Annotated in this window: 18 protein-coding genes; 12 read left to right on the top strand and 6 right to left on the bottom strand. The window is 74.4% G+C overall.

The window, feature by feature from the left end; all coding sequences use genetic code 11:
• Nucleotide 1 precedes the first annotated feature (1 nt).
• The 6 genes from ABGB16_RS06040 to ABGB16_RS06015 all read left to right on the top strand — a co-directional run bounded on the left by ABGB16_RS06040 (nt 2) and on the right by ABGB16_RS06015 (nt 5,498).
• Nucleotides 2-628 carry an acyltransferase gene (locus tag ABGB16_RS06040; RefSeq protein WP_347667021.1) on the top strand — a complete coding sequence of 209 codons (627 nt, stop codon included), beginning with the start codon at nt 2-4 and terminating at the stop codon, nt 626-628.
• Between the two features lie 38 nt (nt 629-666).
• Nucleotides 667-906, top strand: a complete 240-nt coding sequence (locus tag ABGB16_RS06035; RefSeq protein ID WP_347666951.1) for an acyl carrier protein — start codon at nt 667-669, stop codon at nt 904-906.
• Nucleotides 899-1,654: an SDR family oxidoreductase gene (locus ABGB16_RS06030; protein ID WP_347666950.1), complete on the top strand. Its 756-nt coding sequence runs from the start codon at nt 899-901 to the stop codon at nt 1,652-1,654. Before ABGB16_RS06035 ends, ABGB16_RS06030 begins: the two co-directional genes overlap by 8 nt.
• Nucleotides 1,651-3,072, top strand: a complete 1,422-nt coding sequence (locus ABGB16_RS06025; RefSeq protein WP_347666949.1) for an AMP-binding protein — start codon at nt 1,651-1,653, stop codon at nt 3,070-3,072. Before ABGB16_RS06030 ends, ABGB16_RS06025 begins: the two co-directional genes overlap by 4 nt.
• Nucleotides 3,069-4,115: an acyl-protein synthetase gene (locus ABGB16_RS06020; protein ID WP_347666948.1), complete on the top strand. Its 1,047-nt coding sequence runs from the start codon at nt 3,069-3,071 to the stop codon at nt 4,113-4,115. The genes ABGB16_RS06025 and ABGB16_RS06020 overlap by 4 nt, the downstream gene beginning before the upstream one ends.
• A 144-nt stretch (nt 4,116-4,259) precedes the next feature.
• Complete coding sequence (locus ABGB16_RS06015) at nt 4,260-5,498, top strand: acyl-CoA reductase (protein ID WP_347666947.1); 1,239 nt, start codon at nt 4,260-4,262, stop codon at nt 5,496-5,498.
• Nucleotides 5,499-5,548: 50 nt separating this feature from the next.
• Here ABGB16_RS06015 and ABGB16_RS06010 read toward each other — a convergent pair whose 3' ends face one another.
• Nucleotides 5,549-6,637, bottom strand: a complete 1,089-nt coding sequence (locus ABGB16_RS06010) for a lysylphosphatidylglycerol synthase domain-containing protein (protein ID WP_347666946.1) — start codon at nt 6,635-6,637, stop codon at nt 5,549-5,551.
• Nucleotides 6,638-6,838: 201 nt separating this feature from the next.
• Here ABGB16_RS06010 and ABGB16_RS06005 point away from each other — a divergent pair, with 201 nt between their 5' ends.
• The 4 genes from ABGB16_RS06005 (at nt 6,839) to ABGB16_RS05990 (ending at nt 13,060) form a co-directional block, all read left to right on the top strand.
• Complete coding sequence (locus ABGB16_RS06005) at nt 6,839-7,939, top strand: DegT/DnrJ/EryC1/StrS family aminotransferase (protein WP_347666945.1); 1,101 nt, start codon at nt 6,839-6,841, stop codon at nt 7,937-7,939.
• Nucleotides 7,936-8,901 (top strand): Gfo/Idh/MocA family oxidoreductase, encoded by a 966-nt coding sequence (locus ABGB16_RS06000; protein ID WP_347666944.1) that lies wholly within the window; start codon nt 7,936-7,938, stop codon nt 8,899-8,901. Before ABGB16_RS06005 ends, ABGB16_RS06000 begins: the two co-directional genes overlap by 4 nt.
• Before the next feature lie 147 nt (nt 8,902-9,048).
• Nucleotides 9,049-11,085 carry a DUF6077 domain-containing protein gene (locus tag ABGB16_RS05995; RefSeq protein ID WP_347666943.1) on the top strand — a complete coding sequence of 679 codons (2,037 nt, stop codon included), beginning with the start codon at nt 9,049-9,051 and terminating at the stop codon, nt 11,083-11,085.
• 217 nt (nt 11,086-11,302) lie between these two features.
• Nucleotides 11,303-13,060 (top strand): CDP-glycerol glycerophosphotransferase family protein, encoded by a 1,758-nt coding sequence (locus ABGB16_RS05990; protein WP_347666942.1) that lies wholly within the window; start codon nt 11,303-11,305, stop codon nt 13,058-13,060.
• A gap of 68 nt (nt 13,061-13,128) precedes the next feature.
• Here ABGB16_RS05990 and ABGB16_RS05985 read toward each other — a convergent pair whose 3' ends face one another.
• Nucleotides 13,129-13,467 (bottom strand): DUF952 domain-containing protein, encoded by a 339-nt coding sequence (locus ABGB16_RS05985; protein WP_347666941.1) that lies wholly within the window; start codon nt 13,465-13,467, stop codon nt 13,129-13,131.
• Nucleotides 13,468-13,622: 155 nt separating this feature from the next.
• Between ABGB16_RS05985 and ABGB16_RS05980 the strand changes: the two genes are divergently transcribed.
• Nucleotides 13,623-14,279 carry a response regulator transcription factor gene (locus tag ABGB16_RS05980; protein ID WP_347667020.1) on the top strand — a complete coding sequence of 219 codons (657 nt, stop codon included), beginning with the start codon at nt 13,623-13,625 and terminating at the stop codon, nt 14,277-14,279.
• Nucleotides 14,280-14,289: 10 nt separating this feature from the next.
• A complete protein-coding gene (locus ABGB16_RS05975; protein ID WP_347666940.1) occupies nt 14,290-15,741 on the top strand; it encodes a HAMP domain-containing sensor histidine kinase in 1,452 nt (483 codons plus the stop codon).
• Between the two features lie 51 nt (nt 15,742-15,792).
• On the opposite strand, the gene ABGB16_RS05970 is transcribed toward ABGB16_RS05975, so the two are convergent.
• From ABGB16_RS05970 to ABGB16_RS05955, 4 genes are all read right to left on the bottom strand, one after another.
• Complete coding sequence (locus tag ABGB16_RS05970; RefSeq protein WP_347666939.1) at nt 15,793-16,740, bottom strand: TAXI family TRAP transporter solute-binding subunit; 948 nt, start codon at nt 16,738-16,740, stop codon at nt 15,793-15,795.
• A gap of 56 nt (nt 16,741-16,796) precedes the next feature.
• A complete protein-coding gene (locus ABGB16_RS05965; protein ID WP_347666938.1) occupies nt 16,797-17,486 on the bottom strand; it encodes a hypothetical protein in 690 nt (229 codons plus the stop codon).
• Nucleotides 17,487-17,618: 132 nt separating this feature from the next.
• On the bottom strand, nt 17,619-18,416 hold the full coding sequence (yaaA, locus tag ABGB16_RS05960) for a peroxide stress protein YaaA (RefSeq protein ID WP_347666937.1): 798 nt from the start codon (nt 18,414-18,416) through the stop codon (nt 17,619-17,621).
• A gap of 55 nt (nt 18,417-18,471) precedes the next feature.
• Entirely contained in the window at nt 18,472-20,082 is a 1,611-nt protein-coding gene (locus tag ABGB16_RS05955) for a hypothetical protein (protein WP_347666936.1), read from the bottom strand.
• Nucleotides 20,083-20,205: the final 123 nt, after the last annotated feature.

The raw sequence follows: 20,205 nt of genomic DNA, 5'->3' as shown, positions 1-20,205 counted from the left end.
CATGTTCTCCGACGACGAGCGCAGCAACCGGCTGCGTACGGGCATCCTCAACGACTTCGTCGGCGGCCTCCTCAACGACGTCGAGCGGGCCCGCTTCCTCGGCCTGCCCGAGACCACCCGGATCCGGGAGCGGACGAAGATCGTCAGCCCGGAGAACCTGGTCATGGGGGAGCACTGCTGGATCGGGGAGAACACCGTCCTGGACGCCAGCGGCGGACTGGAGATCGGCGACCACACCAGCATCGGGTTGAACTGCCTCGTGTTCACCCACTCGAGCTGGTTGGCGAACATGATGCTGGAGAACCACTCCGGCAGCGACCTCATCGAGCGCAAGCCGGTCAAGATCGGCAAGGGTTGCTTCATCGGCGGCAACAGCGTGATCATGATGGGTGTCACCATCGGTGACTGCGCGACCGTCAGCCCGCTGTCGGTGGTGACCAAGGACGTTCCCCCCTACAGTCTGGTGTCGGGCAACCCCGCGCGGGTGTTCCAGCGCTATGACCAGGACCACATCAAGGCCGAGGCGGAGCGGGTCCGCGCCGAGAACGCCGCCCGGCGGGCCGAGGCGCAGGCGCGTGGGGAGGCCCCGGTCTGGGGCTCGCCCGCGGTGCGCCGCGACGGGCAGTGACCATCCCTTCCCTTAGCGATCAACGGAGTAGAAGCGAAATGACCCTCACCGACCGCCTGCGTACCGTCTTCGTGGACGCCCTGGAACTGCCCGAGGGCACCGACGTGGAGAGCCTCACCTACCGCGGCATCGAGCAGTGGGACTCCCTCGGCCACATGACCCTGGTCGCCGCGATCGAGGACGAGTTCGACGTCCAGTTGGAGACCGAGCAGGTCATCGACATGAGCAGCTTCAAGGTCGCCCTCGACATGCTGCGGGGTCTCGGCGTCGATGAGTGAGCTGACCGGCCGGGTGGCCCTCGTCACCGGCGGCACCCGGGGCATCGGCCTGGCCACCGCCCGCGCCCTCGCCGCGGCCGGCGCCACGGTCGTCGTCACCGGCCGCGACGCCGGTCGGGCCGAGGCCGTGGCCAAGGAGTTCGGCGGGCACGGCCTCGGCCTGGAGGCGGCGGACTTCGACGCGGTCGGCGCCACGGTCAAGCAGGTCGCCGCCGAGCACGGCGGGCTGGACGTGCTGGTCGCCAACGCGGGGATCATGGAGAGCGGCCTGCTCGGCATGATGCGGGCGGACGACGTCCGCCGCACGCTGGACGTCAACGTCGCGGGCGCCGTCGCGGCCGTGCAGGCGGCCGGCCGGGCGATGGCCCGCAAGCGCAGGGCGGCCGACGGCACCGAGCGGCGGGGCGGCTCGATCGTGCTGCTCGCCTCGGTCGTCGGCACGTACGGCGCGGCCGGCCAGTCCGTGTACGCGGCGTCCAAGGCCGCCGTGGCCGCGCTGGCCCGTTCCGCCGCGCGTGAGCTGGGCGGCCGGGGCATCCGCGTCAACGCCGTCGCGCCCGGGGTGATCCGCACCGACCTCACCGCCGCGCTGCCGGCCGAGGTGCTGGACCGGCAGGCGTCGGCCGCGGCGCTCGGTCGCCTCGGCGACCCCGACGAGGTGGCCGACGTGATCCGGTTCCTGGCCGGCGACGCGGCCCGGTACGTGACGGGCCAGGTACTCGGCGTCGACGGAGGGCTGGTGCCGTGAACCTGGTGGCCCCGACCGCCCGCCTGATCGACGCCGCCACCGGCGACGTCCTCGGCGGCGGCGAGCTGGGCGCCGAGGTCGACCGGCACGCCACCGCGTACGGCGGGTTTCCGCCCGGGGTGGTGTTCGCCCGCAGCGGCACCTCGGTGGCCGCGGTGCTGCGGTACGCCGGCGCGCTGCGCGCCGACCGCCCCGTGGCCCTGCTCGACCCGTCGCTGGACCCGGCCGTGCTGGCCGACTTCGTCCGCCGGTTCGAGCCGGCCGTCGTGGTCGGCCTCGCCGAGGGTGGCGCCGGCGCCAGCCCGGGGGAGCGGCCCAAGCAGTACCGCGAGGTCGACGACGCCGTGCTGGGCCCGCTCTGGGTGCGCGAGCGACCCACGGCCGACCAGCCGCACCCGGACCTCGCGGTGCTGCTGGCCACCTCCGGCTCCACCGGCGACCCGAAGTTCGTCCGGCTCTCCCGCACCGCCGTGGAGTCCAACGCCGCCGCGATCGCGCGGGCGCTGGACCTCGGCCCGGACGAGATCGCCCCGACCAGCCTGCCGCTGTACTACAGCTTCGGCATGTCCGTGCTGAACAGCCACCTGGCCGCCGGGGCGACCGTGCTGGTGGTCGACGGCGGGGTGCTGGCCCGCGAGTTCTGGCAGGCCGTGCAGGCCCACGGCGCGACGTCGCTGGCCGGGGTGCCGTACAACTACGAGATGCTGCACCGGATCCGGTGGAGCCCGGCGAAGTACCCGTCGCTGCGTACGCTGACCCAGGCCGGCGGCAAGCTGCGCGACGAGATGATCCTCGCCTTCCACGAGAGGATCGCCGCGGTGGGCGGCCGGTTCCACGTCATGTGGGGCTGCACCGAGGCGGCGCCCCGGATGAGCACGCTGCCGGCCGACGCGCTGCCCGAGCGGGTCGGCTCGGTCGGCCCGGCGCTCGACGGCGGGTCGTTCACCGTCCTCGGCCCCGACGGCACGGAGACCGACCGTCCCGGCGTGGTCGGCGAGCTGGTCTACCGCGGCCCGAACGTGATGATGGGGTACGCGGAGAGCTCGGCCGATCTGACCCGCGGCGACGAGCAGGGCGGGGTGCTGCGTACCGGGGATCTCGGCCACCTCGACGCCGACGGCTTCGTCTGGCTGCGTGGCCGGCTCAAGCGGTTCGGCAAGATCTTCGGCATCCGGGTGAACCTGCACGACATCGAGGAGCTGGCCCGCGACCAGGGGCCCGTCGTCGCGGTCTCCGGCCCGGACAAGGTCGTCGTGTTCGTCGAGGGGATCACCGGGGACGACGCGAAGGCCCTCGCGGGCCGGCTCGCGGAGCGGCTCAAGCTGCACCGGTCCGGCTTCGACGTCCGCACCATCGAGCGGTTGCCGCAGCTGCCCAACGGCAAGATCGATTACCGCTCCCTGGAGGCGCTGGTATGACGCTGTTCACCCTCGACCAGGCGGCGCGCGAGGCAAAGCTGCTGCCCGAGCTGGTGGAGCTGACCGAGCACCACCGGGCCAACAGCCCGGAGTACGCCCGGCTGCTCGCCTCCCTGGGCCACCTGCCCGGCCGCCGGTACGACCGGGTGGCCGACCTGCCCTGGCTGCCGGTGCGGCTGTTCAAGCACCACGCGCTCAAGAGCATCGCAGACGACGAGGTCTTCAAGGTGCTCACGTCCTCGGGCACCACCGGGGACGTGAGCCGGATCTTCCTCGACAAGGAAGCCGCCGGCGTCCAGCAGAAGATGCTCTCCGCCACGCTGAGCACGGTGATCGGGCCGAAGCGGCTGCCGATGCTGCTGGTCGACACGAAGGCGCTGTTCGCCAACCGGCAGTCGTTCTCCGCGCGGGGTGCCGGGGTGCTCGGCCTGATGAACTTCGGCCGCGACCACACCTTCGTGCTCGACGAGCACGACCAGCCCGACCCGGACGCGGTGCGCGCCTTCCTCGACAAGCACGGCGACCAGCCGTTCCTCATCTTCGGCTTCACGTTCATGACCTGGCTCTACCTCTACGAGCTGGCCCGGGACCACAAGCTCGACCTGAGCAACGGCATCCTGATCCACAGCGGCGGCTGGAAGAAGCTGGTCGACCGCGCGGTGGACAACGCGGAGTTCCGCCGCCGCTTCACCGAGGACACCGGGCTGACCAGGATCCACAACTTCTACGGCATGGTCGAGCAGATCGGCCTGACCTTCCTGGAGGGGCCGGACGGCGGCGGCCTCTACTGCCCCGACTTCTCCGACGTCATCGTCCGCGACCCGCACACCTGGGAGGAGGTGCCGGTGGGCACCCCGGGCGTGGTGCAGGTGATCAGCACCCTGCCCCGGTCGTACCCCGGGCACATCCTGCTCACCGAGGACCGGGGCGTCGTCCACGGCGTCGACGACGGCGTCTGGCCGGGCAAGCGGTTCTCCATCCTGGGCCGGCTGCCCCGGGCGGAGGCGCGCGGGTGCAGCGACACGTTCACGGAGGCGGCATGAGCGAGGGGCGGCAGCGAGCGAATCAGCAAGGCAGCGTGAGCGGCGCCGAGCGCAGCGAGGTGACGGTGTGAGCGAGCGGCAGCGAGCGAATCATCAACGCAGGTTGAGGGCTCAGGCCGGCGCCGAGCGCAGCGAGGTGACGGTATGAGCGGCAAGGTGATCGAGCGGTTCCCGGCGGGCGGCGCCATCGGCGTCGACGACCTGGTCGCCGCGCTGCGGTCGGCCCCGGCCGGTGGGCCGCTGACCGTCGGCGACGAGCGGGTGGTGGAGTTCCTGGTGGCGTTCGCCCGCCGGCTGCTCCGTCCGGCGGTCGCCCGCCGGCACCCGGAGTTGGCCTCCCTCGGGTTCTTCCTCCGCCGGGGCGAGATCGCCAAGGCGCTCGAGCGGGTGGGCGACGAGCCGGGGCAGCTCCGCTTCCCCCGAGGGCTGGTCTTCCACGTCCCGCCGGCCAACGTCGACACCATCTTCGTCTACTCCTGGGCGCTGTCCGCGCTGGCCGGCAACGCCAACGTGGTGCGGATATCGTCCCGGTCGGCCGGGGCTGCCGACGCGGTGCTGGACGCGCTGAACGACACCCTCGCCGACGCGGACGAGGCGGTCCGGCAGACCCAGCGGATGGTCACGTACGGCCGGGACGACGCGGTGACCGCCGCGCTGTCCGCCGCCGCCGACCTGCGGGTGATCTGGGGCGGCGACCGGTCGGTCGCCGAGATCCGCCGGCACCCGCTCGCGCCGCACGCCCGGGACCTGACATTCCCGGACCGCTCCTCCTTCACGGTGATCGGCGCGGCCGGCTGGCTGGCCGCCGAGGAGCGGGACCGGGACGCCGCCGCGCTCGGCTTCTACAACGACTCGTACTGGTTCGACCAGGCGGCCTGCGCCTCGCCCCGGACTGTGTACTGGGTCGGCGACCCGGCGGCGACCGCGACGGCCCGCGCGGACCTGCTGGCCCGGCTCCGTACGGTGCTGGACGGCAAACGGCCCGAGGTGGACGCCGCGATGGCGGTCGAGAAGCGGGTCGCCACGTACGGCCTGGCCATCGAGGGAGCCGCCACGGCCGTCCACTTCGACGGCAACGACCTGGCGACGGTCGACCTGGCGGAGCCGGGCGGCATCCCGCGCCGCTGGCTCGGCGTCGGGACGTTCCCGCAGGCCCGGGTCGACACGCTCGCGGACCTCGCGCCGCTGGTGGTCCGTCGGGACCAGACGGTCACCCACTTCGGGTTCTCCGCCGACGACCTGGTCGCCTTCGCCCGCACGCTCGCCGGCCGGGGGGTGGACCGGATCGTCCCGGTGGGCGACGCGCTCAACTTCGCCGCCACCTGGGACGGGTACGACCTGATGCGCGAGTTCACCCGGATCACCACCGTCACCACCCGCTGACCGCAGCGACAAGGGCCCGGTCACCGACCGGGCCCTTGTTCGCGTCTTCGCTACTCGGTGGCGGGGGCCACCACGGCCCCGCCCTCCCGGCGCAGTTGCCGCACCCCGGACAGGGCGGCCAGCCCGGCGGCGATGACGTCGGCGATGGTGAAGATCAGCCGGGACGCCAGCGCGATGCCCATCGCCGCGCCGACGCCGCCGCTGCCGACCAGGAACGGGGCCAGCGCGGCCACCAGCACGGCCTCCCGCACGCCGAGCCCGGAGGGGGAGAGGAAGGCGAACATGCCCACGGTCATCGCGATGGCGAACGAGCCGACGCTGCGCAGCAGGCCGTCCAGCCCGGGGGCGGCCTGGGCGTTCGCCAGCAGCCACAGGTGCACGCCGAACAGGCCGTAGCCCAGCGCGCTCCAGCCGACCACCCGCAGCACGCCGGGCCAGGTGAGCCGGTGCTCCAGCGGCGGGCGGCGCAGCACCTTCAGGGTGAGCTGGACGAGCGCGGTGAGCACCCGCGGCAGGGCGCAGACCAGCGCGACCGGGAACAGCGCCGCCACGATCCAGAGCGCGACCCGCACCGAGTCGGCGTAACTGGACTCGTCGCCGGCCGCCGCGTCGCGCAGCGCCGGCAGGCTCAGCAGGCCGAGGCCCAGCGCGGCGGTCACGCCGAGGCCGACGCTGACCAGGGTGGCCAGGAAGGCCCGCGCGCGCGGGAGTCCCGCGCGTCGGCTCAGCTCGATCTGGAGCACGTACGCCCACACGCTGCCGGGGATGTACTTGCCCAACTGGCCGACGAGGCAGATGCGCAGGGCCGCGGCGATCGACACCCGGTGCCCCAGGTCGGCCACGGCGGCCCGCCAGGCCATCGTGTTCGCGACCATCCCGAGCAGCGCCGCCAGCACCGACAGCGCCACCGACTGCCAGGCCAGGCCGAGCCAGGTCGACTGGACCTGGGGCCACTGGTCGACGACGCTCCAGGTCATCCCGGCGGCGATGGCGACGATGACGACCACCCGTACGCCGAGCGACAGCCACCGCCGCAGCGGGCTGGCCGGGGCCGGCGCGGCGCCGGCCGGCAGGGCGTCGGTCGACGGCGTCGGCGCTGTCGCGGGGGCGGCGCTCTTGCGCGTGGCCGTCTCTACCATGCGTTACCTGCCTCCGCGTCGCATTCGCCCGTCGCCGGGGTGGGGTGGTCAGAGCAGGGAACTACACTAGCCCAGGTCCCGCGCCGTACGTACCCCGGCGCGCGTGGTGTGGAACCTCTCGACGGCGGACCGTCGCTGCCTCGTCGCAGCTCACCGCTGTTACCGTCTGCTCGCTGCCACCAACCCCCGAGGAGAGACGCCGTGATCCCCATTTCCGTGGTCAGACTCGACGAGGCGGCCGAGCAGCTCGCGGTGGAGGTGATCCGTTCCGGAGTGCTGGCGCAGGGTCCGATGGTCGCCCGGCTGGAGCGGGAGTTCGCCGACCTGGTCGGAGTGGAGCACGCGGTGGCCGTCAACAATGGCACGACGGCGCTGGTCGCCGCCCTGGAGGTGCTCGACCTGCAGCCCGGGGACGAGGTCGTCACCAGCCCGTTCACGTTCGTCGCCACGCTGAACGCGATCCTGGAGGCGGGCGCGACCGCCCGGTTCGCGGACATCCGCGAGGACGACTTCTGCATGGACCCGGAGGCGCTGGCCGCCGCGATCGGGCCGCGGACCAGGGTGGTCATGCCGGTGCACCTGTACGGGCAGCCGGCCGACATGGGCGCGATCGTCCCGCTGGTCGAGCGGCACGGGCTGGGCCTGGTGGAGGACACCGCGCAGTCGCTGGGGGCGACCGTCGACGGGCGCGGGGCGGGCAGCTTCGGCCTCGGCACGTTCTCCCTCTACGCCACCAAGAACCTCACCACGGGCGAGGGCGGCATGATCACCACGAACGACGCGGCCCTCGCCGACCGGCTGCGGGTACTGCGCAACCAGGGCATGCGGCAGCGCTACCAGTACGAGGTCGCCGGCCACAACTACCGGCTCACCGACCTGCAGGCCGCCCTCGGCATCCCGCAGCTGGCCAGCTACGCCGACAGCGTCAAGCGGCGCAGGGACAACGCCGCCCGGCTGTCCGCCGGCCTGGCCGACGTCCCCGGCCTGCGCCTGCCGGCCGAGCTGCCCGGCCGCTCGCACGTCTGGCACCAGTACACGGTGCTGGTCACCGACGCCGCCCCGGTCAGCCGCGACGAGGTGATCGCCCGGCTCACCGAACAGGGCGTCGGCAGCGGCATCTACTACCCGAAGACGGTCTACGACTACGACTGCTACCGCGACCACCCCCGGGTGGTCGCCGACCCGGCCCCGGTGACCGGTCGGGTGGTCCGGCAGTGTGTCTCCCTCCCGGTGCACCACCACCTCGCCGACGGCGACGTGGACCGGGTGGTCGAGGCCGTCCGCAAGGCGGTGGGCGCGTGACCGCCCCGGTGCGCTTCGCCCTGGTCGGCACGGGCGTGATGGGCTCCCTGCACGCCCGGGTCATCGCCCAGTCGGACCGGGCCCGGCTGGTGCGGGTGATCGAGCCCCGCGAGCCCGTCGGCCGGGACGTCGCCGACCGGTACGGCGCCGAGTGGGCCCCCGACCCGGCGAACCTCTCCGACGTCGACGCGGTGGTCATCGCCGCGCCCACCGAGCTGCATCACGGTTTGGCCGGCGAGGTGCTCGCCGCGGACAAGCCGCTGCTGATCGAGAAGCCGGTCTGCGGCAGCCTCAGCGAGACCGAGGACGTCGTGGCGACCGCCGAGAAGCGGGGCGTGCCGCTGCTCTGCGGGCTGCTCGAGCGGTTCAACCCGGCCGTGCTGACCGCGTTCGCGTTGGTCGACCGTCCCGTCCACCTGACCGTCACCCGGCACTCCCCGTACGCGCCGCGGATCCGCACCGGCGTGGCGTGGGATCTGCTGGTGCACGACGTCGACCTGGCGATCCAGGCGTTCGGCGGGCAGGAGCCGAGCTCGGTGCGGGGCTCCCTCGGCTACTTCCACCCCGACTCGCTGCCCGGCGCGGAGGACGTCGCCGAGGTGGTGCTGACGTTCGACAACCCGGCCCTGGCCAACGTCTCGGCGAGCCGGATCGGCCAGCGCAAGGTTCGCACCCTGGTGATCAGCGAGGTGGACCGGCTGATCGAGGCGGACCTCATCCGCCGGGACGTCACCATCTACCGGCACGTGTCGCTCGACGCGGCGACGCCGGACGGCCGCGGCTACCGGCAGCAGTCCATCATGGAGGTTCCGGAACTGGTCTCCAACCGGGAGCCGCTCGCCGCCCAGCTCGACCACTTCCTCGACATCCTCGACGGGGTTCTCGACGCGGATGTGGCACGCCAGGGGATCCTGCCGGCGCACCGGGCGGTCGGCCGGCTCTTCGCCGGCGACTCCCACTGAGCCTCGCCGGCGGCGGCCCGGGTGGCCGGCCCCGCCGGTGACCACGTCCGGGGTAGGCTGCCGTCCTGCGCCGGGCCGGTCGTGCCCGCCCACGGCGGGGCGGCCCGACCACGAATCCTCCCACTCGACCGAGAGCAAGGACGCCCTGTGTCGACCGTCGCGAACGACGCCGAGCCCGTGGGGGACCAGCGCATGCCGGACGAGCAACGCACCGGGGGCCAGGACGCCAGGCGGCGGTTCGGGGCCTTCGTGGCGTCTCTTCCGCGCCGGATGACCGATGCGTCCGTGCTGGCCTTCGCACTGTTCACCGTCCTGTACCACGCGGCCTTCCTGGTCGCCCTGCGGCCGTCGGTGACGTTTCTGGTCTGGCTCGTCTGCTGCGCCGTGCTCGGCGTGCTGGCGCTGGTCCGGGCCCTACGGCGGCGGGCGGTCGAGGCCCCGCCCGCCCCGGTGGAGCCCGCCGCGGACAGGTCGCGCTGGTGGTGGATCGCCGCGGGCGCCGGCGTCCTCGCCGCCGGCACCGCCGCCGTCGGGGGTCGGATGCCCTGGTGGGTGCCCGCCGCGCTCGGGCTGTTCGCCTCCGCGGTCGTGGTGCTGCGCGCGCGCCGGGCGTGGCTGGTCCGCGCCGAGGCGGGGGAGCCGGTCGCCAGGGGCGGGCAGGCGACCTACGCGCTGCTCGTGTCGGTCGGGGTCGCCGTCTCCTCGCTGTTCATGGCCCGCAACACCCAGGACGACGTCTTCTACGTCGGCAAGTCGGTGTGGGTGGCCCAGCGGGACATCGTCCCGCTGCGGGACTTCCTGTTCACCGAGAACGTCGCCGCCCCGCTGAGCACCCAGCCGCCGATCTCCTCGATCGAGGTCTTCGCCGGCGCGCTCGGACGTTTCCTGGGCATTCACGCGGCCACCGCCACGTGGTACGTGCTGCTGCCGGTGCTCGCCGTGCTCGCGGTGCTCGCCCTGTGGCGGCTGGTCCACCGCTGGGCGCCCCGCCGGCCCGTGCTGGCCTTCACGGTGGCCGTCGCCTACCTCTACCTCGTGGCCGGCTCGGACGCCGCGCTCGGCACGTTCCACCTGCCCCGGCTCTACGAGGGCAAGGGCATGTTCGTCTCGGCGGTCATCCCGCTCATGTGGGTCTACCTGACCGACTGGTTCGAGTCACGGTCGAGGTGGAAGCTGTTCCTGGTGGGCGCGCTCTCGGTGGTGGCGACCGGGCTGACGTCGACATCGGCGATCATCCTGCCGCTGCTGGTCGGCGCCGCCGGTCTGGCCATGCTCCTGGTCGGCCGCTGGCGGGACGCGCTGACGGCCGGAGTCGTCGCGCTGGTCTACCCGATCGGCGCGGTGGTCGTGTCGCGGCTGGTGCTCGGGCCGGTCGCCGCCGGCGGCGACGTCCAGTTCTTCGACGCCGAGGGCACCTACCGCCGCACCCTGCTGGTCGGCGTGCTGGGGGTCGTCGGCGGGCTCGCCCTCTGGTGTGCGCCCATGCTCGTCCGGCCGCGCACCCCGAGACTGCTCGCGGCGAGCGCGGCGGTGACACTGAGCATGCTGCTCGTGCCCGGCGTGCTGGAGGCGCTCGGCGCTGTCAGCGGCGTCTCCGCCGTGCTCTGGCGGGTGCCCTGGATCCTCGCGCTGCCCGGCCTGGTCGGGATCCTCTGCACCGTCGATCTGCCGAGGTTGTCCCGGCTGGCCAGCGCGGTCGTCGCCGCGGCGCTGGTCGCGTCCTTCGCGTCCTTCGGCACGCCGATGTGGGCCAAGGAGAGCTTCGTCGAGGTGGCGCCGCACCCGATCTGGAAGCTGCCGCAGCAGCGTAAGCAGATCGTCTTCTGGATCGACGGGCTGGACCGTCCGTCCGGCCTGCTGCTCGCTCCGTCGACCCTGATGCGCACCGCGCCCATGATCGACAGTCGGCTGCGGGTGGTGTTGCCCCGCGACGGCTACCTGCTCGAGTACGACCAGAACTCCGACTTCGTGCGGGACCGCCGACGGTTGGCGAAGCTCGCCGACGGCACGGAGATCGCCCCGCTGCCGGAGCTGGCGGCGTCGATCGAGCGACTGAACGTGACGACCATCTGCGTCTACTCCGTCAACCGGGCCGGCCGCGACGCCGTGGCGCAGCTCGGCTTCGAGGAATTCGCGAAGCGCCCGGCCCCCGGCGCGGTGCGATGTTTCCGGCAGAACGGATGACCGTGCCGAGCGGGACCGGTGCGGGACCGACCGCCCGCAACGGAAGGAAATCCGCAATACCCCAATAGGGCGCTCTCAACGTCTCGCGTTAAGGTCTGAGGGCGAATGGGGCCGTGCACGACGAACGAGTGGACCCCGCTGCTAGCCGTACTAGACGTCGAGGCCGGCCCCGGTGGGGTCGGCCCCGTCGCCGATTCCGTCTGGGGGAGAGTGACCGTTGTTCGGCAAGTTGATCGGACCGGCGGGAGTGGCCGCTCGCGGGGCGGTGCTGCTGCTGTTCTATTTGATCGCCCTCGTCGCGGGGGCGCTGGGCGCGGTCTGGTTGTTCGCGGTGGCCGGGGCCGTCGCCGTCGTCGGTGAGCTCGCCCTGCCCCGGTGGTCGGCGCCCACCCTGACGCTGCTGGAGAAGGTCGGCCTCGGGCGCGGTTACCGCCAGCTGACCCGTGACCTCTCGGCCGTCCTGCTCGTCGTCGGGACGCTCCGCCCCACTCCGGTGCAGCTGACCGCGATCCTGCTGCTGCCCGCCGCGGTCTGGGTGATCTCGGTCTTCGCCGGGGCGCTGAACAGGATGATCGAGCGCCGTAACCCGCAGTCCGCGCTCGTGCGCAACATCGAACTCGGCCCGCTGCGCTCCGCGCCCCGCCCGCCCGAGTGGGTCTCCGCGGTCGCGGGCGAGCCGCTCGCCATGGTCAACGTCCTGCTGGTGCCGGCGGCGGTGCTCGCGGCGGCGCAGGACGACGTCGCCCCGATGCTGGCGGCCGGCGCCGCGGCCGTGCTGTCGGCGGCGGTGGCCGGCGGCATCGTCGCGCTGACCTGGCTGCGCGGCCGGGGCATGGGCAAGAGCACCCTGCTGCCGGCCGTGCAGCGGTGGATGGACACCTACCGGCCGGAGGTCGCCCTCTACTTCGCCGGTCCCGCGAAGGACGTCTACCAGGCCAACATGTGGCTGGCCCCGACCGAGGCCCTCGAGCGGCGGGCCGTGGTGCTGATGCGCAGCCGGGAGGCGTTCCAGGAGTTGGCCGACACGCGGCTGCCGGTGATCTGCGTGCCGGCCGGCCCGGACTTCATGAACCTGGAAATGGGCAGCATCCGCGCCGCGCTCTACGCGGCGAACGTCGGCGCGAACATCCACATGCTCCGCGAGCCGGGCACGAAGCACATCTTCGTCGGACACGGCGACAGCGACAAGCAGGCCAGCGTCAACCCGTACAGCAAGGTGTACGACGAGGTCTGGGTGGCCGGGCGCGCCGGGCGCGAGCGCTACGCCCGGGCCGGCGTGGGCGTGCTGGACGCCGACATCGTCGAGATCGGACGGCCGCAGCTGGCCGGGGTGCACACGTTCGGCTCCGAGTCGGTCGACCGGCCCTTCACCGTGCTGTACGCCCCGACCTGGGAGGGCTGGCTCGAAGACGACCCGTACCACACCTCGCTGGTGCTGATGGGGGAGCGGATCGTCAAGGGCCTGCTCGCCACCCGGCCGTCGGTGCGGCTGATCTACAAGCCGCACCCGCTGACCGGCACCCGCTCGAAGGCGGCCCTGGCGGTGCACCAGCGGGTGGTGGGGCTGATCCGGGCGGCCGGCGGCGACACCGAGGCCACCTCGCTCGACGGCCCCGGCCACCGGGTGGTCACCGGCCGGGTCCCGGCCCTGTTCGACTGCTTCAACCAGACCGACCTGCTGATCAGCGACATCTCCAGTGTGGTGTCCGACTTCGTGCAGAGCCAGCGGCCGTACGTGGTGGCCAACCCGAGCGGGCTGTCGGAGGACGAGTTCCGGCGCAACTTCCCGACCGCCCGGGCGGCGTACCTGCTCTCGGCCGACTGCGGCGAGCTGGAGAAGATCGTCGCGCTCACCCGGGCCGGTGACGACCCGATGACGGAGGCGCGCCAGGAGCTGAAGGTCTACCTGCTCGGCCCGGACGAGCCGAACCCGATGGAGCGGTTCCGGCAGGAGATCGGCCGCCTCTGCGGCTGAACCGTCCGCGTCGCGTGCGGGCCCGGGTGACCACGGTCGCCCGGGCCCGCGCCCGTTTCCGGGGCCGGTCAGGCCAGCAGGCGCGCCACCGCGTCGGCGGCCGGGGTGTCCGCCGGCAGCGCGTGGGCCTCGACCACGGCGGCCACCGGCAGCGCCCCGTACAAATGGGGGAAGAGTTCCCCGCCCCGCGACGGCTCCCAGCGCAGCCGCCCGTCGAGCGCGGCCGGGTCGACGGCGAGCAGCGTCAGGCCGGTGACGCCGGCGAAGTGCCGGCGGGCTGTCTCCACGACCTGCCCGGCGGCGGAGAGGTGGATGAAGCCGTCCTGGTGGTCCACCGCCGAACCGGCGAAGTGCCCGGCGTCGCGGGCGGCGTCCCACTCGGCGGTGGTCAGCAGTTTGTAGATCACCCCCGCAGCGTACGGCGGGCGGGAAACCCGGCCGCGCGGCCCCGGGGACCGGCCCGGACCGGGCGGTGTGCCGTCCCGCCGGCCGGGCGGCCCTCCCGCCCGGCGCCGGCTTCTGCGACGATGCGACGGATCGGTTCGAGGAACGGGGGTCCGGGTTGCGCATCCTGCTGGTCGAGGACGACCTTCGGGTCGCCGCCGCCCTGTCCTCGGCCCTGATCCGGCGCGGCTACGAGGTGGAGCACGCGGCCACCGTCGCCGCGGCCCTCTCCGCCGCACCCTGCGATCTGGTGCTGCTCGACCTGACCCTGCCCGACGGCGACGGCACGGACCTGTGCCGGGCCCTGCGCCGGCGCAGCGCCCAGCTCGGCATCATCGCGGTCACCGCCCGGGGCGAGGAACGCGACCGGGTCCTCGGCCTGCGGCTGGGCGCCGACGACTACGTGGTGAAGCCGTTCTCGATGGTCGAGCTCCAGGCCCGGATCGAGGCGGTGCTGCGGCGGGCCGCGCACGCCGCGCCGGAGCGGGACGTGATCGAGGCCGGGGCGGTACGGATCGACGTCGCCGCCCGCACGGTCACCGTCGACGGGCGGGAGGTCAGCCTCACCCGCAAGGAGTTCGACATCCTGCTCTCGTTGGGCCGGCAGCTCGGGGTGGCGGTGCCCCGGGACCGCATCCTGCTCGACGTCTGGGGCACCACCTGGGCCGATCGGCACACCGTCGAGGTGCACGTGGGCTCGCTGCGCGGCAAGCTGGGCGACCCGCGGCTGGTGGAGACGGTCCGCGGGGTCGGCTACCGGCTGCGCGCGGAGTGAGGGGGGTGGCGTGCGTCGTCGGCTGGTCATCAGCTACCTGCTGCTGATGGTGCTCGTGCTGCTGGCGCTGGAGACCCCGCTCGCGGCCACCCTGGCCAGCCGGGAGACCGAGCGGGTGCGGGCCGACCGGCTCGCCGACGCGACCCGGTTCGCCTCGCTGGCCGGGCCGGCGTTGCGCGGCGGTGCCCCGGGGCCGCTCGGCGGCGAGCTGGCGAGCTACGACGAGTTGTACGGCATCGGCGCGGCGGTGGTCGACCGGGACCGGCGCACGGCGGTGTCGTCGCGCGACTGGCGACCCGGGCAGGGGACCGAGGCGGCGTTGGACTACGCGCTGTCCGGGCAGCAGTTCAGCGTCCCCGACTCGGTGTGGCCGTGGGGGGACGACCCGGTCGTGGTGGCGGTGCCGATCAACGACGGCGGCGAGGTCCTCGGGGCGGTCGTCATCGCCACGCCCGCCGACGGCATCCGGCGGAGGGTCACGGCGTGGTGGCTGCTGCTCGCCGCGATCGGGATCGTCGCGGTGCTGGCCTGCGTGTTGACCGCGTTCGGGCTGGCCGGGTGGGTGCTGCGCCCGGTCACCGAGCTGGACGCCGTCACCCACGAGATCGCCGAGGGGGACCGGAGCGCCCGGGTGCAGCACCGGCTGGGCCCGCCGGAGCTACGCCGCCTCGCCGCGAGCTTCAACAACATGGCCGACGTGGTGTCGGACGTGATGGACCGGCAGCGGGCCTTCGTCGCGCACGCCAGCCACCAGCTGCGCAACCCGCTGACCGCGCTGCGCCTGCGGGTGGAGGAGCTGGGGCTGAGCCTCAGCGACCCGCAGGGACGGGCGGAGCACCAGCTGGCGCTGGAGGAGACCGACCGGCTGGCGCGGCTGCTGGACGCCCTGCTCACCCTCGCCCGCGCCGAGCGGGAGGAGAACCAGCGGGTGACGGTGGACGCCGCCGAGGTGGCCGCGTCCCGGGTCGCCGCCTGGCAGCCGTTGGCCCGGCACCGGTCGGTCAGCCTCCGGCTGGCCTCGGTCGCCGGCCCGGCGTACGCCCGGACCGTGCCGACCGCGATCGACCAGGCGCTCGACGCGCTGATCGACAACGCGGTGAAGTTCAGCGGGGCCGGCGGCGAGGTGACGGTGACGGTCCGGCCCGCCGACGGCGGGATCGCGCTGGAGGTGCGGGACACCGGGCCCGGCATGACGCTGGACCAGCTCGACCGGGCCACCGAGCGGTTCTGGCGGGCGCCCGAGGTGCAGAACGTCGACGGCGCCGGGCTCGGCCTGACCATCGTCGCGGTGCTGGTCGACGCCTCCGACGGCCGGCTCACCATGCGTCTGGCGGAGCCGTGCGGCCTGGTGGCCGGTCTGTGGTTCCCGGCCCCGGTCCCCGCCGGCCCTGCCGCCCCGGCGGGTACGGCCGTCCGCGGCCCGGCGGTCAGCCCCGACGGACCGGCCCTGTCGGCCCGCTGAGGGCGGTTCCGCGCCGCGCCGGCCCGCGGGGGTCGGCCCGCCGGCGGCCGGTCAGGGCTTGTTGGACCGGTACCAGCCGGCCGCGCCCGGGTGCAGGGGCAGGGGGGTGGTGGCGATGGCCGAGCGGGGGCTCATCCGCCCGGCCGCGGGATGGGCCGCCGCCAGCTCTGCCCGGCGTTCCATCAACAGCCGGGTCACCTCGCGGACCAGCGCCTCCGGCAGGTTCGCCCGTACCACCAGGTAGTTCGGGTTGGCCACGGTGGTGACCGGGTCGACCCCGTACACCGAGCGGGGGATGTCCCGGGACACGTAGACCTCGCGGTAGCCGCGCCGTAGCGGCTCGGTCCACTCGCCCAGGTCGACGATCCGGATGGCGCTGGCGGCGCTCAGCTCCTTGACGGCGCGCACCGGCAGCCCGCCGGAGAAGAAGAAGGCGTCGATCCGGCCGGCGCGCAGGGCGGCGACGGAGTCGTCGAGCCCCAGCCGTTCCCGCGCGACGGCGGCGCCGCCGAGGTCGGCGACCTCCAGCAGCCGGGTCGTGGTGATCTCGGTACCGGAGCCGGGCGCGCCGACGGAGACCCGCCGGCCGCGCAGGTCGGCCAGCGTACGGACCGGACCGCCGGCCGTGGTGACCAGGTGCAGCAGGTCGTCGTAGACCCGGGCCACGGCGAGCACGGTCGGCCGCTCCTGCTCGCCGGTGGGCAGCACGTCGGCCTGGGTGAAGCCCAGCTCGGCGCGGCCCGTGCCGAGCAGTCGGACGTTCTCCGCCGACGCGGCGGTCACCACCACGCTCGCCCGTACGCCGGGCAGCTCCCGGTTGAGCAGGGCGGCCAGCGACTGGCCGAAGGCGTGGTAGACGGCGGTGGGACTGCCGGTGGCGATCCGGATCGGGATCGGCTCCTCCGGCGTGTCCCGGCAGCCGGCGAGCCCGGACGCCACCAGCAGCATCAGCAGCACCACGCCGGCGGCGCGCGGGGGCACAGACCAGCAACGGCTCACCGGGGCACTCTGCGCCGTGAACCCTGCCCGGCGCAAGCCCGCCGGGTGGCCGGTGGTCAGCTCGCGGTCGCCACCCGCACCCGGGGCGCCACCTCCACGGAGACGCTGTGCATGATGCGCTCCCGGTCCGGGCCCTCGGCGACGCACACCACGAAGCAGCCCGCGCCGGGCTGGAGCAGGGCGGGCACCTCCAACAGCGCGGCGCCCCGGACCAGCACGGCGGCGAGCTCCCGGTCGGTCAGCCGGACGCCGAGGATGTGCCGTCGCACGTGCCGCCCGCCGGCGAGCAGCGCCGCGCGCCACGCCGCGGCGGCCAGCCGGGGACGCCACACCCGGCGGGCGGTCGACGCCCCCGGGACGGCCCCGCCGAGCAGTTCCCGCCGGCCCTGCCGCCAGCCGACCTCGATGCGCGCCGCGTACGTCGCCCGGTACTCCCGGGGCACCTGGAGACGGTGCAGCTCGTAACGGCGCCGCAGGCCGCCGGTGGCCACCTCGTGGGTGACGGGGATCTCCAGCCGGCCCAGCAGCTGGCGCATCCGGTGCGCCGCCTCCTCCCGGTTGAACTCGGCGCCGGCGCCGGCGCCCGCCGGGGCGGGCAGCGGGGAACGGCGCCCGGTCACGGCGGGCGTGGAGGTGCAGCGCAGCAGGCAGGCCAGCTCGAAGGCGTCGGCGAGGGTCGACCAGTCCAGCGGGGGCGGGGCCGCGGGAAGACGAGGCCGGTCGAGCAGCGTGGGTTCGGGGGCCACCACAGTCTCCTTTACGGCGTCGGTTTCCCCCTACCGTCGCCCGCCGGGCCGTCCGGTGGTACCCGTGGCCGCCAGGCTTGAGGAAATCTTGCGGCAACGGCCTCGTCGCGGAGCCTTTCCGTTTCCGGGTTGTTACAGCCGCGTCACCACGACGTCCACCGCCCGGGGCCGGCCGGCGGCCGGTGGCTGCTCCAGCACCGTGTACTTGAGGTCGCGCAGGGCGGCCACCAGTTCGTCCACAGTGCGGGGGCGGGCGCCGGCGGTGAGCAGGTCCCGGACCAGCCGTCCCTTCGTCGCCTTGTTGAAGTGGCTGACGACCGACCGGACCGGCCCCTGCGGGGTGTCGCGCTCGTGCAGCACCCGCACCGTGACGGTCCGCTCGGCCAGCTCGCCGCGCGGATTCCAGGTGGCCGCGTACGCGCCGGAGCGCAGATCCAGCACCGGCCCGCCGCCGGCCGCCGCCTCCATGGCCGGGGCCAGCGTCCGCCGCCAGTACGCCGACAGCGCCCCCACGCCGGGCAGCCGCGCCCCGATCGGGCAGCGGTACGGCGGGATCCGGTCGGTGAGCCGCAGCGCCCCCCACAGGCCGGAGCTGACCAGCACCGACCGGCGGGCCGCCCGCTGCGCGCCCGGGGGCAGCGAGGCGAGGTCCAGGGCCTCGTAGAGCACGCCCGTGTAGATCCGGCTGGCCGGCGCGGTGGCCGCCCGCTCCAGCCGGGCGTTGCGGCGCAACTCCCCGGCGAGCCCCGGGGTGAGCCCCAGCGCGTCGAGGGCCGCCGCCTCGTCCCCGCCCGCGCAGAGCCCGACCAGCTCGGCCAGCACGGCCGCCCGGGCCGGGTTCAGCTCCGGCAGGGACAGCCGGGTCAGGTCCAGCCGCCGGCCGGTGCCGGCCTCGGCCTTCCCCTCCGAGGGTGGCAGCAGGATGAGCATCGGCGGGACCTCCTCGGTGCGGCGGGTGGCGGCCCGGCCAGCGTACGGCCCGCGGTCAGCGCCACGGCCGTACGGCCGTCTCCGGGTGGTACACGCGATAGCCGCCCACCTCGGCGAGCAGGGCCCGGTCGGCCCGGTCCCCGAGCAGCCCCCGCAGCCGCCGGTCCGCCGGGCCGTCCGCCGCGAACACGTAGCCCGGCCGGGCGACGCGGGCCACCTCCCGCCAGTACGGCTGGTAGCGGTTCTGCCCCGGCGTCAGCTGGGTGTCGAGCACCCCGCACACCACGGCCTCGGCCGTGTTGAAGACCAGCCGGTTGCACGTCCAGTACTCCGCGTAAACGGCCCGCAGCCCCGCCCGGCGGACCGTGTCGGCCAGCTCCCGGGCGAGTAGTTCCTCGCCCCGCAACGGCCCGATCATGGCGACGAAGTTGCCGGTGGTGACCAGGACGGCGGCGGTCAGCCCCGCCAGCGCCGCGGCGGCCGACGCCCCGGCCAGCCGGCGGAGGACGCCCGCCGTGCCCCGCCAGGCGGCCACCGCCGCCACCCACAGCGGCCAGACCACCATCGGCAGCGAGATCTGGAGCACCGACAGGTAGCGGGCGTTGCCCAGCGGCTCGGTGGCGGCCAGCGGGCTGCGGACGTACGCCGCCAGGGTCAGCGCCGCCCCGCCGACGAGGGCGAGCTGCGCGACCGGCCCGACCCGCTCGGCGCGGCTCGCGGCGCGCCGGTACGCGACCAGCGCGAGCGCGGCGGCGGCCGCCAACAGCAGCGGGTAGAGCAGCCCGAACCACTGCGGCCCCCGGTCGCACCCGGTCACCGGGCAGAGGCCGCTGGCCAGCGGCACGCCCTGCAGCAGCCCGCCGCGCAGCCGGTCGGCGAGCGCCGGGACCGGCCCCGTGCTCGTGCTGATCGCCCGCAGCACCGACAGCGAGTCCTGGCCGGGCGGGGCGGCCAGGTTGGCCTGGATCAGGGGCGCGGCGCCGAGGGCGGCCCCGGCCAGCAGCAGCGCCCCCGAGCGGCCGACGAGTTCCCGGCGCAGCGCCCAGGCCAGCACCAGCCCGGCCGCCGCCAGGTACGGCACGATCAGCCAGTCCGACCAGAAGGCCAGCCCGGCCAGCAGGCCGGCGGCGCCGACGGCGAGCCGCCGGGCCGCGACCCGCCCGTCGGCCAGCCCCACGGCGATCAGCAGCACCAGCACCACGGCCGGCTTCGCCTCGGCCCGCCCGCCGACCGTGGTGAGGTGGTCCCGGACGACGCGCTCGGGGCCCAGCGCGAGCAGGCCGACGACGAGCGTGGCGAACCACGGGGTGCAGATCCGGCGGGTCAGCCGGTACATCGCCCAGGCGAACAGCGCCCAGAGCGGAAGCAGTGGCAGCCGCAGCACGACCCAGCTCGGCCCGGTCACGGCGAACAGCGGCGCCGCCAGGTAGGACTCCAGCATGCCCATGTAGCGCTGGCCGTAGAGGAAGACCGGGTGCTCCCGGCCGGCGGCGATGTGCATCGCGGCCAGCCCGAAGGTGGCCTCGTCGCTGTTGGAGGCGGGCACGGTGAGCAGCGCGAGGGCCAGCCGGTAGCCGAGCCCGGCCAGCCCGAGCACGAGCGCGACGAGCGCCGGCCGGTCGAGCGCCGGGCGCCACCGGCGGCGGTGTTCCACGACTGTCGACAAGACCCAACGCCCCCCGTCGTCGTAACGAACGGAGTGCGTCGGGCGTTCCGGGTCGTTCTTGGCAAACGGGACGGGGGTGGTCTCCGCTCGCGTGGCCGCCTCCGCCGGGGTGTGGCAGGGTTG

The sequence above is a fragment of the Micromonospora sp. B11E3 genome (genome assembly GCF_039871625.1).
Taxonomy (GTDB): Bacteria; Actinomycetota; Actinomycetes; order Mycobacteriales; family Micromonosporaceae; genus Micromonospora.
This window is presented reverse-complemented; position numbering and strand designations above follow the sequence as displayed.

Bases quoted from the DNA above. Each gene is read 5' to 3' on its own strand.
- ABGB16_RS06040 (WP_347667021.1), top strand. From the start codon at position 2: ATGTTCTCCGACGACGAGCGCAGCAACCGGCTGCGTACGGGCATCCTC.
- ABGB16_RS06035 (WP_347666951.1), top strand. From the start codon at position 667: ATGACCCTCACCGACCGCCTGCGTACCGTCTTCGTGGACGCCCTGGAA.
- ABGB16_RS06030 (WP_347666950.1), top strand. From the start codon at position 899: ATGAGTGAGCTGACCGGCCGGGTGGCCCTCGTCACCGGCGGCACCCGG.
- ABGB16_RS06020 (WP_347666948.1), top strand. From the start codon at position 3,069: ATGACGCTGTTCACCCTCGACCAGGCGGCGCGCGAGGCAAAGCTGCTG.
- ABGB16_RS06015 (WP_347666947.1), top strand. From the start codon at position 4,260: ATGAGCGGCAAGGTGATCGAGCGGTTCCCGGCGGGCGGCGCCATCGGC.
- ABGB16_RS06010 (WP_347666946.1), bottom strand. From the start codon at position 6,637: ATGGTAGAGACGGCCACGCGCAAGAGCGCCGCCCCCGCGACAGCGCCG.
- yaaA (WP_347666937.1), bottom strand. From the start codon at position 18,416: ATGCTCATCCTGCTGCCACCCTCGGAGGGGAAGGCCGAGGCCGGCACC.